Origin of the sequence: Neglectibacter timonensis (genome assembly GCF_900048895.1) — a bacterium.
GTDB lineage: Bacteria > Bacillota > Clostridia > Oscillospirales > Acutalibacteraceae > Acutalibacter > Acutalibacter timonensis.
Map to the genome: position 1 here is coordinate 445,105 of NZ_LT160640.1, position 17,212 is coordinate 462,316.

At 50.1% G+C, this 17,212-nt stretch carries 12 protein-coding genes; 10 read left to right on the forward strand and 2 right to left on the reverse strand.

Annotated features, from left to right (window positions below; genetic code table 11):
• Positions 1 to 25 precede the first annotated feature (25 nt).
• From BN3911_RS10990 to BN3911_RS11030, 9 genes are all read left to right on the forward strand, one after another.
• Positions 26 to 1,204: a phosphoribosylaminoimidazolecarboxamide formyltransferase gene (locus tag BN3911_RS10990; RefSeq protein ID WP_066867808.1), complete on the forward strand. Its 1,179-nt coding sequence runs from the start codon at positions 26 to 28 to the stop codon at positions 1,202 to 1,204.
• Positions 1,204 to 1,881, forward strand: coding sequence for an HAD family hydrolase (locus BN3911_RS10995; protein ID WP_066865459.1), 678 nt, complete (start codon positions 1,204 to 1,206; stop codon positions 1,879 to 1,881). The genes BN3911_RS10990 and BN3911_RS10995 overlap by 1 nt, the downstream gene beginning before the upstream one ends.
• A gap of 102 nt (positions 1,882 to 1,983) precedes the next feature.
• On the forward strand, positions 1,984 to 3,273 hold the full coding sequence (gene purD / locus BN3911_RS11000; RefSeq protein WP_066865462.1) for a phosphoribosylamine--glycine ligase: 1,290 nt from the start codon (positions 1,984 to 1,986) through the stop codon (positions 3,271 to 3,273).
• 25 nt (positions 3,274 to 3,298) lie between these two features.
• Positions 3,299 to 4,222 (forward strand): CPBP family intramembrane glutamic endopeptidase, encoded by a 924-nt coding sequence (locus tag BN3911_RS11005; RefSeq protein ID WP_066865465.1) that lies wholly within the window; start codon positions 3,299 to 3,301, stop codon positions 4,220 to 4,222.
• A 146-nt stretch (positions 4,223 to 4,368) separates the two neighbouring features.
• The gene (locus tag BN3911_RS11010; RefSeq protein WP_306286821.1) at positions 4,369 to 6,840 is read left to right on the forward strand and encodes an AMP-binding protein; all 2,472 of its coding nucleotides are present in this window, start codon (positions 4,369 to 4,371) and stop codon (positions 6,838 to 6,840) included.
• A gap of 36 nt (positions 6,841 to 6,876) precedes the next feature.
• Positions 6,877 to 8,166, forward strand: a complete 1,290-nt coding sequence (locus BN3911_RS11015) for a Gfo/Idh/MocA family protein (protein ID WP_066865470.1) — start codon at positions 6,877 to 6,879, stop codon at positions 8,164 to 8,166.
• 365 nt (positions 8,167 to 8,531) lie between these two features.
• Entirely contained in the window at positions 8,532 to 9,620 is a 1,089-nt protein-coding gene (locus BN3911_RS11020) for a ligand-gated ion channel (RefSeq protein WP_066865473.1), read from the forward strand.
• 66 nt (positions 9,621 to 9,686) lie between these two features.
• Positions 9,687 to 10,493 (forward strand): ion transporter, encoded by an 807-nt coding sequence (locus BN3911_RS11025; RefSeq protein ID WP_066865476.1) that lies wholly within the window; start codon positions 9,687 to 9,689, stop codon positions 10,491 to 10,493.
• Complete coding sequence (locus BN3911_RS11030) at positions 10,486 to 11,058, forward strand: hypothetical protein (RefSeq protein WP_066865479.1); 573 nt, start codon at positions 10,486 to 10,488, stop codon at positions 11,056 to 11,058. The genes BN3911_RS11025 and BN3911_RS11030 overlap by 8 nt, the downstream gene beginning before the upstream one ends.
• Positions 11,059 to 11,085: 27 nt before the next feature.
• Here the strand turns inward: BN3911_RS11030 and BN3911_RS11035 are convergent, their stop codons facing one another.
• On the reverse strand, positions 11,086 to 12,450 hold the full coding sequence (locus BN3911_RS11035) for an MATE family efflux transporter (protein WP_066865482.1): 1,365 nt from the start codon (positions 12,448 to 12,450) through the stop codon (positions 11,086 to 11,088).
• A 7-nt stretch (positions 12,451 to 12,457) separates the two neighbouring features.
• Positions 12,458 to 13,465 carry an ROK family protein gene (locus BN3911_RS11040; protein ID WP_066865485.1) on the reverse strand — a complete coding sequence of 336 codons (1,008 nt, stop codon included), beginning with the start codon at positions 13,463 to 13,465 and terminating at the stop codon, positions 12,458 to 12,460.
• Positions 13,466 to 14,001: 536 nt separating this feature from the next.
• Here BN3911_RS11040 and ileS point away from each other — a divergent pair.
• Positions 14,002 to 17,115, forward strand: a complete 3,114-nt coding sequence (ileS, locus tag BN3911_RS11045; RefSeq protein ID WP_066867811.1) for an isoleucine--tRNA ligase — start codon at positions 14,002 to 14,004, stop codon at positions 17,113 to 17,115.
• Positions 17,116 to 17,212 lie beyond the last annotated feature (97 nt).

The following is a 17,212-nucleotide window of genomic DNA, read 5'->3' on the forward strand; positions in this document are numbered from 1 at the left end:
TTCAGGAAAGCGAGGATGATTGAAGATGGCAAATGAACTGCTTTTGAAATACGGCTGCAATCCTAACCAGAAACCTTCCCGTATTTTTATGAAAGACGGCGGCGAGCTGCCTGTAACCGTGCTCAACGGAAAACCTGGCTATATCAATTTTCTGGATGCCTTCAACAGCTGGCAGCTGGTTCGGGAACTGAAAGCGGCTACGGGACTTCCGGCTGCTGCCTCTTTTAAGCATGTGAGCCCGGCAGGCGCGGCTGTCTATGTGCCTCTATCCGATACCTTAAAGAAAATTTATTTCGTGGATGACCTGGAGCTTTCTCCCATTGCTTCTGCCTATGCGGCAGCCCGCGGTGCGGACCGGATGTCTTCCTACGGCGATTGGGCGGCTTTGTCCGATGTGTGCGACAAGGAAACGGCCAGACTTCTGGCGCGTGAGGTTTCTGACGGTGTTATTGCTCCCGGTTATACGGAAGAGGCTCTGGAAATTCTCAAAAAGAAGCGCAAGGGGAATTATAATGTAGTACAGATCGACCCGGATTACATGCCTGCTCCTGTGGAGCATAAGGACGTTTTCGGCGTTACCTTTGAGCAGGGCAGAAATGAGCTGAAGATCGATGCGGAGCTTCTCAAGGAGCTGCCCACTGAAAATAAGGAGCTCACGGAAGAGGCGAAACGCGACCTGATCGTCTCTCTGATCACCCTGAAGTATACCCAGTCCAATTCAGTGTGCTATGTCAAAAATGGCCAGGCGATCGGTGTGGGCGCCGGTCAGCAAAGCCGTGTGCATTGTACCCGTTTGGCCGGCAACAAGGCGGATAACTGGTATCTTCGGCAGTGTCCAAAGGTGCTGAACCTGCCCTTCCGGACCGATATCCGCCGGCCTGACAGGGATAATACCATCGACGTGTACATTTCTGACGATTATATGGATGTTTTGGCAGACGGCCAGTGGGAAAACTTCTTTACAGAGAAGCCGGAAGTGTTCACTCGCGAGGAGCGCCGTGCCTGGCTGGATGGAATGACGGGTGTTGCTCTGGGAAGCGACGCTTTCTTCCCCTTCGGCGACAATATTGAGAGAGCTCACAAGAGCGGTGTGGCTTATATTGCTCAGCCGGGAGGGTCAATTCGTGACGATCATGTGATTGAGACTTGCAATAAGTACGGCATCGCCATGGCGTTTACAGGGATCCGCCTGTTCCACCATTGATGCGCAAGGCAATCTTCTGGGATTTTGACGGCACGCTAACTGTACCGCATCATATGTGGTCTGTCTCGCTTTTAAAAGCTCTGGGACCTCTTGCGGAGGAGTATGGGATCACCTGGGAAAAAATCAGGCCGTTTACCCATTCCGGGTTTCCGTGGGATGAGGACGGCGCCGGACATTTGACCGGACAGGCCTGGTGGGACTGCATGCTGGAAAAATTTTCGCATGCCTATCTGCATTTCGGGATTCCAAAAGCAAAGGCCGGGGAAGCGGCCTGCAGGGTAAAGGAACTGATTCTTTCCAGAGACAGCTACCGGGTCTATCCCGATGCTGCGGCAGTGCTGGCGGTCTGTCTCTATAAGGGCTATAAGAATTACCTGCTTTCCAATAATTATCCAGAACTGGAAGAGGTGCTGGCGCGGCTTCAGCTTCGTCAGTTCTTTTCTGGATGTATCGTCTCCGGCAAGGTTGGCGTAAACAAACCTCACCCAGAGATCTTTCGGCTGGGGGAGGAAGTGGCCAATTTCCCGTCCCAGATCTGGATGGTGGGGGATAATCCGGTTGCGGATATCGCCGGCGCCAAGGGCGCCGGATGGAAAACCGCCTTGGTTCATGGTCCGGAGGGAAGCGGCGCTGATGTGACCGCTGAGACCCTCACGGATCTGCTCAAGTATCTGTAACGGAAGAAAAAATATGCCGCACGCACTGCCCAGTCAAGACAGTATGTGCGGCATAGACTCGTTTTTTAGTGTTGAAAACTGTATGAAGGAGTGGCTATAGCCGTGAAACTGTTAGTAATTGGAAGCGGAGGCAGAGAGCATGCCATCGTGCGCAAGCTGAAAGAAAGCTCCAAGGTGGAAAAACTTTACTGCGCACCGGGCAACGGCGGTATTGCCTGTGATGCGGAATGTGTTCCTATCGACGCTATGGATCAGGAGGGAATGCTTGCCTTTGCGAAAGAAAAAAGTGTTGATTTCGTAGTTGTTGCCCCGGATGACCCGCTGGGGGCGGGAATGGTGGATACGCTGGAGGTAGCAGGGTTCCCCTGTTTCGGTCCCAATGCCAAAGCAGCTGAAATTGAGAGCAGCAAGGTGTTTTCCAAAGGCCTGATGAAAAAGTATGGTATTCCCACGGCCGAATATGAGGTATTTACCGATGCTGGAGACGCCCTCGGATACATAAGGAAACAAGGAAAATATCCCGCGGTGATCAAGGCGGACGGTCTGGCTTTGGGCAAGGGCGTTGTCATTGCCCAAAATGAACAGGAAGCTGCGGCGGCGCTGCATTCCATCATGGAGGATAAGATTTTCGGCGCGTCAGGAAACCAGGTGGTAGTAGAGGAATTTCTCACTGGACCGGAGGTCTCTGTGCTGGCCTTTACCGACGGGACGGCGATGGAGCCCATGGTTTCATCCAAGGACCACAAACGGGCCTATGACGGGGATAAAGGCCCTAATACCGGGGGCATGGGAACCATCAGCCCCAATCCCTATTATACGGAAGAGATAGCCCGGGAGTGTGTAGAAAAAATATTCCTGCCCACCATGAGAGCCATGAATGCGGAGGGCCGGAAATTCAAAGGCTGCCTGTATTTTGGTTTGATGCTGACCTCGGACGGCCCGAAGGTAATCGAGTACAACTGCCGGTTTGGCGATCCGGAGACCCAGGTAGTACTGCCCAGGCTGAAGACTGATTTTGTGGATATTATTACAGCGGTGGCGGAAGAGCGTCTTTCCCAGCTTTCCATTGAGTGGTCGGAAGAGGCCTGCGCCTGTGTGGTAATGGCCAGCGGAGGTTATCCGGGAAGCTATCCAAAAGGGATTGAAATTCACGGATTGGATGAGAACGGTCAGGTGGAGGGCGCTGTGGTCTATCACGCTGGCACCAGATTGGATCATGCAGGCAATTCGGGAAAACGCAGTTTTTTGACAAACGGTGGAAGAGTGCTGGGAGTAACTGCCCAAGGGAAAACATTGCCTGAGGCGCTGAAAAATGCCTATGCTGCAGTGGAAAAGATTTCTTTTGACGGGGCTATGTACCGAAAAGATATCGGTTCTGTGTCGAATTCATAACGCAAAGGTTGAGGAGTCTGCATTCATGAGAGAAACCAAAAAACGGATATGGCTTTTTCTGGGCATGGGCTTTGGCATAACTTGGGTAGGGTTGATTATCGCCTATCTTTGCGGTGTGCGCTACGGGGATTTCCTTTCAAATACTCTGCTGACCACGATGTTGTTTCTGCCCAGTCTGGTAGTTTTACTGTCCCACTTGATCACCGGAGAGGAATTTGACCCTGCTGGTCTGGGAATTCTGCCCCATATCAAAGGAAATATTCCCCGCTATCTGCTGGCCTATTTTTTCCCAGCCGTCTTTACGGCTGTGTCTGCTCTGTTGTTCTTTGCCTCTCATCCAGTGAATCTGGATCCGATGGGAGAAACCATGATGAAAGCGTTGACAGAGAGCGGACAGGACGAGGCGTATGCCAGCGAATTTCTCTATACGCAAGTGCTTTTGAGCGCACTTGCAGGTCCATTGCTGGGGATCGTCACCGCCTTTACGGAAGAATTGGGTTTCCGTGGATATCTTCTTTCCAAATTGAAAACATTGTTTGGCCAGGGAAGAAGAGCAGCCGTAATCGGAAGCTTACTTTGGTCGGTGTGGTATTTGCCGCTGTATTTTGGCGGATATCACTATGGCACAGATTATGCCGGTTTCCCTTTTTACGGTCTGCTGTTGGGTTTTGCCTTCAATTTCTGTTTTTCTATGTTTCTCTCTTATCTTCGCTGGAAAACAGGAAGTGTTTTCCCTTGCGCTTTGGCCAGAAGCGGCGTTGATGCTATGGCTGCGGTTCCGCTGTATTTTACAAAGGGCAGCACCAGCTTGCTGATAGGTCCCAGTACCTTCGGCCTTTTGGGTTGTTTGGTTATGCTGGCAGCAGCAGTGGTTTCCTTCCTATGGATGGGGCGGCAGGAGAAACAGGGACGGCTGTATTACCAGGATTATGAAAGTCTTGGAAAATAAAATTGCAAACAACCCCTTGCCCATAGGCAAGGGGTTGTTGTATAATGATTTCTATTACAGATTTAAGGGAAACGAGGTAGAGAATTGTGAAAATTAGTTTTTCAACACTTGCCTGCCCGGATTTTTCATGGGCGGACATTTATTCCATGGCAAAAGACCTGGGTTTTCATGGCATTGAGGTTCGGGGTCTGGGTGACGACATATTTGCGGTCAACGCCCGTCCGTTTACGGATGCACAACTGCCGAAGACCGTTGAGAAGCTGAATTCCCTGGGGCTGGAAATCCCATGCCTTGCATCTGGCTGCGGACTGAAATTCAAAGAGGATTACGACAGGAATATTTCTGAAATCACTCAGTACATTGTGTTGGCGAAAAAGCTGGGAACGCCTTATATTCGTGTCTTGGGAGACCTGCACCCCCAGCCGGAAGGAGAGGTCGATGACGAATTTGTAGTCTCCACGCTGAAGCTGCTGGGAACCATTGCTCAGGGTTTTGGCGTCTGTCTGCTGGTGGAGACAAACGGCGTTTATGCTGACACCAAGCGTCTGCGGGCGCTGCTCGATAAAGTGGGAATGCCTTCTGTAGCGGCCCTGTGGGATATGCACCATCCCTACCGGTACGCAGGGGAGTCTGCACGGCAGACAGTTGAAAACCTTGGCTCCTACATCAAATATGTCCATGTGAAGGACAGCATCGTAAAGGACGGAAAATGCGAATACCGAATGATGGGAGAAGGCGACCTGCCTATTCTGGAAATGTTAGATGCGCTGGTTGGCATCGGCTATGACGGTTATATCTCTCTGGAATGGGTAAAGCGCTGGGCAAATGAGCTCTCTGACGCCGGCATTGTATTTCCACAGTTCTCTCACTACATGCAGAATTATATGGAGTCTCTCTCCAGACACGAGGGGGAGCTTCAGGACAATAATGCCCATACAGGAAAATATGTATGGCCGAAGGAAACGCTGATTAACGAGACCTTCCCCGATGTGCTGGACCGGATGGTGAAGGAGTTTCCGGATCAGTACTGCTTCCGTTATACGGAGCTGGATTACACCCGTACCTATTCCGAATTCCGGGATGATGTGGATCGGTTTGCCCGGGCGTTGATTGCCATGGGCGTGAAGAAGGGGGATCATGTGGCAATTTGGGCCACCAATGTCCCGCAGTGGTACATTACCTTTTGGGCTGCAACAAAGATCGGTGCGGTGCTGGTCACGGTAAATACCGCATATAAAATCCATGAAGCAGAGTACCTGCTGCGACAGTCCGACACCCACACACTGGTGATGATCGACGGGTTTAAGGATTCCGATTACGTAGGCATCATTAAAGAACTCTGTCCGGAACTGAAAGAGAGCGAGCCCGGGAACCTGCACAGTAAGAGGCTGCCTGTACTGCGCAACATTATTACGGTCGACAGCAAGCAGCCTGGGTGCTATACCTGGGAGGAGGCACAGGTTCTGGCGGACTCTGTGCCGCAGAGCGAAGTGGAGGCGCGCCGGCGCAGTATTGACAAGCATGATGTCTGCAACATGCAGTATACCAGCGGCACCACCGGGTTTCCCAAGGGCGTCATGCTTACCCATTACAATGTGGTGAACAATGGAAAAGCCATTGGAGACTGCATGGACCTTTCCACTGCTGACCGAATGATGATTCAGGTTCCCATGTTTCATTGTTTCGGTATGGTGCTGGCGATGACGGCCTCTATGACCCACGGCACCACCATGTGCCCTATCACCGCATTTTCTCCGCGGAAGGGTCTGCACTGCATCAATCAGGAAAGGATCACTGCTTTCCATGGTGTTCCTACCATGTTTATCGCCATGCTGGAGCATCCGGATTTTGAAAAGACAGATTTCTCTTATATGCGAACCGGCATCATGGCCGGTTCTCCCTGTCCGGTTAAGGTGATGCAGGATGTGGTGGAAAAAATGCATATGCCTGAAATCTGCATTACCTATGGCCAGACAGAGGCTTCTCCCGGCTGTACAATGTCGAAGACTACCGATTCTCTGGACGTCCGTGTCAACACGGTAGGCGGAGAGATGTTCGGCGTCTCCTGCAAAATCGTTGATCCGGAGACAGGGGAAGATTTGCCGGACGACATGGATGGAGAATTTGTGGCTAAGGGCTATAATATCATGAAGGGGTATTATAAAATGCCGGAAGCCACCGCGGCAGCTATCGATAAAGATGGGTGGCTGCATACCGGCGATCTGGCACGGCGTACGCCGGAGGGGAATTATAAAATTACGGGCCGCATTAAGGACATGATTATCCGCGGCGGTGAAAATATCTATCCCAAGGAGATTGAGGACTTCATCTATACCCATCCCAAGGTCAAAGACGTACAAGTGATCGGCGTGCCGGATGAACAATACGGCGAAGAAATCATGGCCTGCGTGATCCTGAAGGAAGGGGAGACCTCGTCGGAAGAGGAAATCAAAGAATTTGTCCTTTCTCATATGGCTAAGCATAAGGTGCCGCGTTATGTAGGCTTTGTAAAGGAATTCCCCATGAATGCCGCAGGGAAAATTCTAAAGTACAAAATGCGGGAAGAAGCCGTGGAACTGCTGAAGCTGCAGAAAGCCAATTCTATCGAAACTGCCTGAGCAGGTGCGATGAAAGCAGGAAAGGAAGGAAAGTGGATGAAAGCACCCATCACATTTGCCATCTGTGGCTTTGGCGACCGGGGCAGCACTTATGCCTCTATGGAAAAGCTGTTTCCGGAGAAAATGAAAGTTGTGGCTGTAGCTGACCTGAACCCGGATAAGGTGAATAAGGCAAAAGAATTATACCAGATTCCGGAAGAGAACTGTTATCTGAGCGGAGAAGAGATGCTGGCACAGGAAAAGCTTGCCGACGTTATGGTGGTATCCACCATGGATCGTCAGCATGTGGATCATGCCATTCCCGCACTGAAAAAAGGATATCATATTCTTCTGGAAAAACCCATCTCTCCGGAGCTTAGCAAGTGCAAAGAAATTTTGGAAGTGGCGGAACAGTGTCCTGGTAAAATCATCGTCTGCCATGTGTTGCGCTACACGGCTTTTTATAATAAGCTCAAAGAATTGGTTTCCAGTGGCCGCATCGGCGATGTGGTCACTGTCTGCTCCAACGAAAATGTGGGTTACTGGCATCAGGCCCATTCCTTTGTGCGTGGCAACTGGCGCAATTCAGAAGAGACAAGTCCGATGATTCTGCAGAAATCCTGTCACGATATGGATATTCTCACTTGGATTATCGGAAAAAAATGCAAGTCTGTTTCTTCCGTGGGCGGTATACAGTTATTTAAAAGGGAATGTGCGCCGGAGGGGGCTACCGCCTATTGCCTGGGCGGCTGCAAGGCCAAGGACAACTGTGTTTTTGACGCGGAGAAGATCTATATCACCAGCCCTAAAACTGGTTGTGCCAGGGGAAACAGCTGGATTTCTTCCATCCTCAGTGTGGAGAACACAGTAGAAAGCACCTATGAGGCGTTGAAAAGCGGCCCCTATGGCCGCTGTGTCTATCAATGTGATAATAATGTTGTAGACCATCAGCAAACAAATCTCCTGATGGAGGATGGTTCCACCATCAGCTTTACAATGTGCGCCTTTACGGAAAATTGCTACCGCTACTTTAAGGCTATGGGTACGAAAGGGGAAATTGAGGCGGACATGCGGTCGAACCTCATCCGTGTGAGGGAATTCGGCAAGGAAGAGGAAGTCATCGACATCGGTACTTTGTCCACCGATCTGAAGGGACACGGAGGTGGCGACAGCGGCATTGTTTCGGATTTCTTGGATATGCTTTTGAATGATACGGAAGCTACAGAGCGAACCACGACCCTGCCTCATTCTATGGAAAGCCACTTTATTGCACTGGCAGCGGAGGAATCCCGTCTGCATGGCGGAAAGTCGGTCGACCTGGAGAAATTTAAGCAGAGTTATCGATAGGTGGCAGAAAAGCCGGGGTTCGGATTCTGTACAAAAAAGAAAGGAGACTTTTGCCCCCCTTTTCTCATAAGAAAGAGTGAGGGAACGAAGGCATCCCTTAATCAAATTATACGGCATAGTCTGATAAGCTATGCCGTTTTTCTTTTTCACTATGTCTCTGTCCAACTGTCATAATAATTCTTTTAAACGCCGAAGGGACGCTTCACATAAGGAAGCGTCCCTTACCGTTTCTTCTTTACACAGAATTGGCAGAGGCCTTCACATGAAAGAAATTGTAGACAAATGGCAAAAACGGTATAATGCTTTTTAGCATCTTGGCTCGTACTGAGAGCGTTTTAGTTGAAGGAAAATGAGGATGAGGTAAAATGAATTTTAAAGGAATGCAGTCCTGGCAGAAGCGTCGTTTGTTTATCACATTGATCTTGGTTTTGGGGATTGGGCTGACATTTTTAATCTCCACCTGTACGGCGTTGTATCGGGATAGGACATCGGAAAAGAATTATTGGGATGCAGCTCTGACACCCTCGGAAACGGCAATAGAGCATCTGGCGCAGATCGATGAAAACGCTATACAGGTGTCGGTAGGCACCTATCTTGAAACCTTTAAAGAACTTTCCTTGAAAGGCTCCTCGTATCGGATGGAGTTCCTGCTCTGGTTTCGCTGGAATGGGAATGAAGAATTAGATATGGCGAATAACTTCCGAATTTATAAGGGAACGATCAATAAATTGCAGGTGGTAAAAGACTATCACGAGAACGGTGAAAATTACCAACTATTGCGAGTGGATGCTTCTGTATTCAAAAATTACTGGACCATTCGCTTCCCGTTGGAATCTCATCAGCTTCGTATGTATATTGAGTCTAATTATACAGCGGATCGTGTGGTGTTTGTCAATGATAAGGAAAACTGTGGCATAAACGGTAACCTAGATATTCCTGGCTATAATCTAGTTCGTCACGATACAGGAATCTTTACCGTGGAAGCGGACAGTAACAATGGTGATCCCGAGCTTCCCGGCTCTGCAATCAATTCAGAGTTTGTCACAGCATTGGAGGTCAACCGAGGTAGCTGGGGGTTATATCTCAAATGTTTCATTGCTCTTTTTGGTACTACTACATGGGTACTCATCACGCTCTTTATTAATACTTACCACCATGTGGATCCCCTTTCTATGATTCCTGCCGCCCTGTTCGGTACGGTTTCCAACATCATGGTGGGTGCGAACTTGCTGCCTGACGTACTGCAGATGGGATTGCTGGAGTTTGTAAATCTGTGGGGTGTGATGACCATATTGTCAGTGGCCGTAGTCATCATAAATATCAACCGTATCCGAAACAAGTACGAAGATAAGGAATTTGCATCCTTCTATGGGAGAATTATGTTCTATACAATCCTGATCTTGGTTGTTGCGGGGCACATTGCCCTCCCGCTATCCGCGCTGCTTATCGTCTGAACAAAATGAAATGTCCCACCGCTCAGGCGGAGGGACGAGACCTGTGAAAGAAAGGGGAGGTGCCCCGTGCGTGAAAGAATCTCTCAAATTGTGGAAAAGGCGGAGGACGGCGATCGAATCAGCCATGGCTATGATATCCTCATTAGTCTGACCGCTATAGTCAGCATGCTGCCGCTGATGTTCAAGCAGCAGGCTGGACTTCTGGAAATGGTTGATACCATCACAGTATATATTCTGTTTCTCGACTACATTCTGCGGTGGATGTCCTATGATTATATCAGCAAATGGTTCCATGGGCGCAGATCGGCCATGGTGATTTATCCTGTTACGCCGCTTGCCCTCATCGACCTGCTGTCTCTGCTGCCTTCCCTGGGCCTGCTAGGACATGCGTTTCGGTTTTTAAGAATGTTTCGTATCTTTAAACTGTTCCATTATTCCCAGAGTTTTTCCCGTATTCTGCGGGCTTTCGACAAAGAGAAGAAAGTTTTGGGCTCTGTGCTGATGATTGCTATAGCCTATATCTTTATTTCGGCGTTGGCCATGTTCGCTTATGAACCGGATACCTTCGATTCCTTCTTCCATGCTTTATATTGGGCCACCACCGCCCTGACCACAGTAGGTTACGGCGACGTGTATCCGGTGACAGATGTGGGAAAGCTCATCAGCATGGTGTCATCTCTGTTCGGCATTGCAGTCATTGCCATGCCTGCCGGTATTATCACATCCAGCTTTATGGAGGAGATTAGCCGGGATAAAGAGGCCGCTGCTGCCCGGGGCGAACAACATACCTCCCTTGCGGTTCGTATTCTCGAGATACGTGAACGCCGTATGGCAAGTGCCGGGAAGGCAGAGGAGGATGAGGACGATGAGTAAAACAAAGCGATATCTGATCGTCATGCTTCTCAGCGTGTTGATGAACCAAGGTTTCTATATCCTGGCTTCAGACAATGGATTGGATCTGCCCTTTTGGCTGGACTTTACCGGCACTGCCTTTGCCGCTATTGTCCTGGAGCCCGCTGCCGGTTTGCTGGTGGGCTTTGTCAATAATTTTTATCTGGCCGTTACTTTGGGAAACACCGGAAACATCATCTATTTTGCAGTGAGCGCGGCGATTGCGGTGATCTGCGGCGTATGCATGCGAAAAGGGGGAAGGCTGTTCGCTAAGAGGATTCTGCCTACTATGGGATTGCTGATCGCAGTTACAGCAGTTATTTCCACCTTGCTCACCATTTGGCGTACCGGCGGTAGGTGCGATTCTAAATGGGAACTGTTCTATTACAATATTGCGATGGGATGGAACTGGGGAAAATATGTATCCTGCTTTTTTGGTACCTTGGTTATTAAGATTTACGATATCCTGGCAACCTCTGTCCTCGTGGCGCTATTCTGGTTTATCCTGCCGAAAAGTCTTACTCTGCGGGGCGAAAAAACGGCTTGAATCAGCTTACGGTTTTCCCATGAGCTGTTATACTGAAACAAGGGGAGAGTTTTGTTTTCTTCGGAACCACAGGATCAGGTAGGCCAAAGAGGGAATCAGCCCCAATACCCAACCGATGGGAGCTGCCATCCAAATACCTGCATAGCCGATTGCCATGGGCAGCAACACCGAAATACCAATTTTGGAAACCAGCTCTATAATGCTGGAGATCAAAGTGATTTTCACCTTTCCCATGCCGCGCAGAGCCGAATTCACCGTCCAAATAGCCCCTAATGCTACAAAGAGAAGCGCCTCGGTGCGGATCATGGAGACTGCACCTTCCAATACCAGTGTGGTCTGATTGGTATCCAGAAACAGTTTTGCAAAAAAGTCAGCAAACATCCACATAACTACTGTGGACAAGAGTGCGAGTGAACTGATAATGGCAATTCCCTTTTTCAGGCCTTCAGCTATCCGTTCATATTTTCTGGCGCCAAAATTTTGGCCTGCATAGACCGAGAAGGAAAAGGCCATATTGGAGAAGGTAATGGTTGCCAGTTGCTCCACTTTGCTGCCGATGGTATAAGCGGCCACAATGTCAGAACCATAGGAGTTGATCACCGCTGTAATCACGAACATACCGATACACAGCAGCAGGCTCTGCAGACACATTGGGAGCCCGATTCGCAGGTAATCGCCCATCAGTTTCCCGTCAAACCGGAAAGACGCTCTGTCCGGGCGGAGCCTTGGATATTTTTTCAGCATATAGATCAGACACAAGACTGCTGACAATCCCTGAGAAATCACAGTGGCGTAGGCAACTCCGGCGACGCCGCCGTGAAAGGCCAGAACAAAGAGAAGGTCCAGCAGAACGTTCAAAATGGAACAAAAAATCAAAAAATAAAGTGGGGTTCTGGAATCTCCAATAGCGCGCAAAATGGCGGATACCCCGTTGTAGGCCAGCAGGGCTAAAGTAAGGCCACCGGTAATCTGAAGATAAATCACCGATTGATCGATGATGTTTTCTGGGGTTCCCAGCAGCATCATCAGCGGACGGGCGCCCCAGAAAGAGAGCGCTCCCAGAAAGATACCGCCGCCCGCTATGAGGTATACAGAATGCGCCACCGCCTTGCGCAGCGATTCTTCCTGCTTTGCCCCTTCGGCCTGTGCCAGGACAACGGACACGGCGTTGGTCAGACCGCTGCCAACCTGCAGCAGGAAGGCGGTTGCAGAACTGGTGGCGCCAATGGCGGCTAAAGCCTCCACACTGACAAAGCGGCCTACTACAATGGTGTCCACCATGTTGTACATCATCTGAAACACACTGCCTATCAGCATGGGCAGTGCGAACAGAAGCAGCAGTTTTGCGGGTTCGCCTTGCGTCATATCCAAATTTTTATTTTTCTTCAACATTTCTCCGTCACCATTCCACTTCCACTTTAATCTGTTCCAGTAAAGTCTGCCGGACGCCGTTCTCATAGTCGCTGGTGAAGTCCTCTGTCAGTTCAAATTCCGGACAGCAGTATTGCCCCAACATAGCGGCAAGCCTTTCCCGGACATATTGCAGATGTGCAGAGGTGATATAGTTGCTGGCTATGACTATGCGGTGCGGAGCCAGTATACTGACATAAAACGGAATCAGCTTCAGCAGGGCAGTGCAGATTTCTTCGTCATCTTCCGTATTGAGTATGGTCCAGTCGACACCGTACAGGTCATTGGGAACCTCGCCTGCGAAACGCTCTTTTCCCTGATGTATTTTTCCGTTGGCATAGATGGCGGAACCGGCATGGCGGCCTTTCATGAGGAAAAAATAGGCCATGGTTTTTTCCGTGGGGAACCCCTGTTTCTGTTGATATCCCAGCGCGGCCAAATTGATGTCGTTCTCCAGCAGGATAGGTATCCCGATTTCATGTTCCAGTTCCCGAAGTGCCTCCAAGGAGAGATATTGACAGTCTGCCTCCTCACGGAAATAGCGCTGAAAGCCTATGCCGGGCAGACCGATAACCACCGAACCAATGGGATGATATGGCTTTAAAAGCTCCAAAAGGCAGCTGCGTGTCCCTTGGTAATCCAAATGGAGGAAGGGGCGCTTCTCTTCAAAATATACCTTGCCGTAACGGTTGAGAATTTTCACATAGAGATAGATATCGGGAATCTCCTGTTGAATTCTTAAAGAGAGTCCGAAGCGGTAATCGCCGTTATAACAGTAAACGTGAAAGGGCCTTCCTGTGCCGGAAGACTCCGTATCCGCTTCATAGGCTTCTCCGGATTGAATCAAATCTGTCAACAGAGCGCCCAGGGTAACTGTACTGATGCCGGTCTGCTCACTGAGCTGCTGGCGTGTGGCCCGGCGGGACAAAAAAAGCGCCCTCCGCAGAATTTCTAAATTATGTTCCCGCACCAGCTCTGGCCGGTTGATGCTTTGCATGCAGTTTCCCTCCTTGTTATTCAAGTATCTTAATTAAGTTTCTTTATTATAGCAGATGAATTTGAAAATAGCCAGAGTTTTCTATAAAAAACAATCTCAAAAATGCCTTTCTGCTTGACAGTTCTGCATTTTGTGGTAGAATAAATATCAAATATATAGAAGAAAGACCGTGACGGAGACAGTAGAAACAGCTCAAAGGTACAGAGAGCCGGCGTTTGGTGCGAGCCGGTCCCAGTAGGTTGTTTGGAACATCCCTCCCAAGTTGCAAGCTGAAAGGCAGTTCTGCCCAGTAGGGGAAGCCGGTATCCCGCCGTTATCGGGACGCGTATTCATGTGATATGCCGGAATGGGTGGTATAGCGAAGCTTAGTCTTCGTCCCGTTTTCGCGGGGCGGGGGCTTTTTTATTTTGGAAATGGCTCGGTGTTTTGTACAACAGCTGGAGGATACGGCGAGGGAATTTCATGGTTTTTCAGGAAATGTTGCAGCCGTTTTTGTTCCGGCGAGGAAAGCAGAGAAAGGAAGAGACAGCATGAGCATGTACAAGGAGGTTTCCACAAATCTGAATTTTGTGGAACGGGAAAAAGAGACGGAAAAGTTCTGGGAAGAGCACCATGTATTTGAGGAGAGTGTCGAAGAGCGCAAGGACGATCCCTCCTATACCTTTTACGACGGTCCGCCCACAGCAAATGGCAAGCCGCATATCGGCCATTTGGAAACCAGGGCGTTCAAAGACTTGTTTCCCCGCTACCAGACCATGAAGGGTAAAATGGTCCCCCGTAAGGCTGGCTGGGATACCCATGGCCTGCCTGTGGAGCTGGAGGTAGAAAAACTCCTGAAGATCAACGGGAAAGAACAGATTGAAGAGTATGGAATTGCTCCCTTTATTGAAAAGTGCAAGGAGAGCGTATGGAAGTATAAGGGGATGTGGGAGGATTTCTCCAAAACCGTGGGTTTCTGGGCGGATATGGAGCACCCTTATGTCACGTATGATAACAATTTTATTGAGTCAGAGTGGTGGGCACTGAAGCAGATATGGGACAAAGGCCTGCTCTATAAGGGCTTCAAAATCGTGCCTTACTGTCCCCGCTGCGGGACGCCTCTTTCTTCCCATGAGGTGGCCCAGGGGTATAAGGATGTAAAAGAACGTTCCGCCATTGCAAAATTTCGTTGTAAGGGCGAAGAAGCTTTCATCCTGGCGTGGACAACCACCCCATGGACGCTGCCCTCCAACGTAGCGCTGTGCGTCAATGCCAATGAAGATTACGTGAAGGTGGAAAGCAAGGGCGAGACTTATTATCTTGCCCAGGCCCTTTGCGACACTGTGCTGGGGGAGGGAGAGTACACTGTTTTAGAGCAGTATAAGGGTGCCGACCTGGAGTATAAGGAATACGAGCCCCTGTTCGATTTTGTGCAGCCCAAGGAGAAATGCTGGTATGTCGTCTGTGACGATTACGTAACCCTTACTGACGGTACTGGCGTGGTGCACATCGCCCCTGCATTTGGTGAAGATGATGCTAAGGTCGGCCGCAAATATAATCTGCCTCTGGTGCAGCTGGTGGACGCCAAGGGCCAGATGACCGCAGAAACCAAGTGGGCTGGCTTATTCTGCAAGGATGCGGACAAGGAAATCCTGATGGATCTGGAAGCCCACAACCAGCTGTTTTCCGCCCCTAAATTTGAGCATAGCTACCCGTTTTGCTGGCGCTGTGACACTCCGCTGATCTACTATGCCAGGGAATCCTGGTATATTAAAATGACGGATGTAAAGGAGGACTTGATCCGCAATAATAATACAGTGAACTGGCTTCCGGAAAGCATTGGCAAAGGCAGGTTCGGGGATTGGCTGGAAAATGTGCAGGATTGGGCTGTCAGCCGCAACCGTTATTGGGGAACGCCTCTCAACATCTGGGAATGTGAATGCGGTCATCGCCATGCCGTGGGCAGCATTGCCGAGCTGAGAGAGCTTTCTCCCAACTGTCCGGAGCATATCGAGCTGCACCGTCCCTATGTGGATGAGGTGACCATCACCTGTCCTCATTGCGGCAAGCAGATGAAGCGTGTGCCGGAAGTGATTGACTGCTGGTTCGATTCTGGATCCATGCCCTTTGCCCAGCATCACTATCCCTTTGAAAATCAAGAGCTGTTCGAGCAGCAGTTCCCCGCGGATTTTATCTCTGAGGCGGTGGACCAAACCCGGGGCTGGTTCTATTCGCTGCTGGCGATTTCCACCCTGCTGTTCAACAAGGCGCCGTATAAGAATGTGCTGGTTCTTGGTTTGGTGCAGGACGAAAACGGTCAGAAAATGAGCAAATCAAAAGGTAACGCTGTTGATCCGGTGGAGGCTCTGAATAAATTCGGCGCGGATTCTCTCCGTTGGTATTTCTACACCAACTCCGCGCCCTGGCTGCCCAGCCGTTTTCATGAGAAGGCCGTGGTGGAGGGACAGAAAAAATTCTTCTCTACTCTTTGGAATACCTATGCTTTCTTTGTGCTGTACGCCAATATCGACGGTTTCGATGCGTCTAAGTACAGGCTGTCGGATTGTAAGCTGACGGTGATGGACCATTGGCTGCTTTCCCGGTTGAACACGGCGGTGAAGGGAATCGATGAAAACCTGGCTTCATACCGCGTGCCTGAGGCCGCCCGCGTGCTTCAGGATTTTGTGGACGAGATGAGCAACTGGTATGTGCGCCGCAGCCGTGAACGATTCTGGGCCCAGGAGATGAGTTCGGATAAGACAGCCGCCTATATGACGCTGTACACGGCTCTGGTCACTACGGCCAAGGTGGCGGCGCCGATGGCTCCGTTTATGAGTGACGAGATTTACCGTAATTTGGTGTGCTCAGTAGACGGGAATGCGCCTGAGAGCGTGCATCTCTGTTCCTTCCCGGAATACGACGCAGGCCTTGTGGATTCAAAATTGGAAGCTGACATGGATGAGGTTCTCCGGGTGGTCACTCTGGGCCGCGCAGCCAGAAATCTTTGTAACTGTAAGAACCGGCAGCCCTTGCAGCGCCTCTATACCGACGCGAACGAGGATCTGGGCGGGCTGTATCAGGATATCATCAAGCAGGAGCTGAACGTGAAGGAGCTGGTGTTCCTCAGCGATATGTCTGAATTTACCGCCTATACCTTCAAGCCTCAGCTGAAGCTTCTGGGACAGAAGTACGGCAAGAAGATCGGGGAAATCCGCACTGTGCTGCAAAATCTGGACGGGAGTGCTGCCAAAAAACAGCTGGATGCCGACGGGGTATTGAAGCTGCAGCTTGCCGATGGGGAAATCAGCCTCACAGAGGAGGAACTGCTCATCGACACGGCGCAGAAGGAGGGCTTTACCTCCGTATCCGAACGGGGTCTCACCGTGGTGTTGGATACCAATCTGACCGAGCCGCTGATTGAAGAGGGTTTTGTGCGTGAGATTGTCAGTAAGGTGCAGTCCATGCGCAAAGACGCCGGTTTCAACGTCACTGATCATATAGAAGTCTACCAGAGCGACAGTGAAAAGGTGGCGGAGGTGCTCCGGCGAAACGAGTCCTCCATCCTTCATGATGTGTTGGGAGAGGCCTGTCATTATGGAGAGCTGGAAGGTTATACCGCTGAATGGGATGTCAACGGTGAAAAAACCAGCTTTGGTGTGAAACGCGTATAAAAAACAGAAAGAAAGCCCAAGCCAAAAATGTTTTGGCTTGGGCTTTCTCAGGAAACAAATTCGCCGAGAGATACTGTTAGTTTCGGTTCCACGAAAA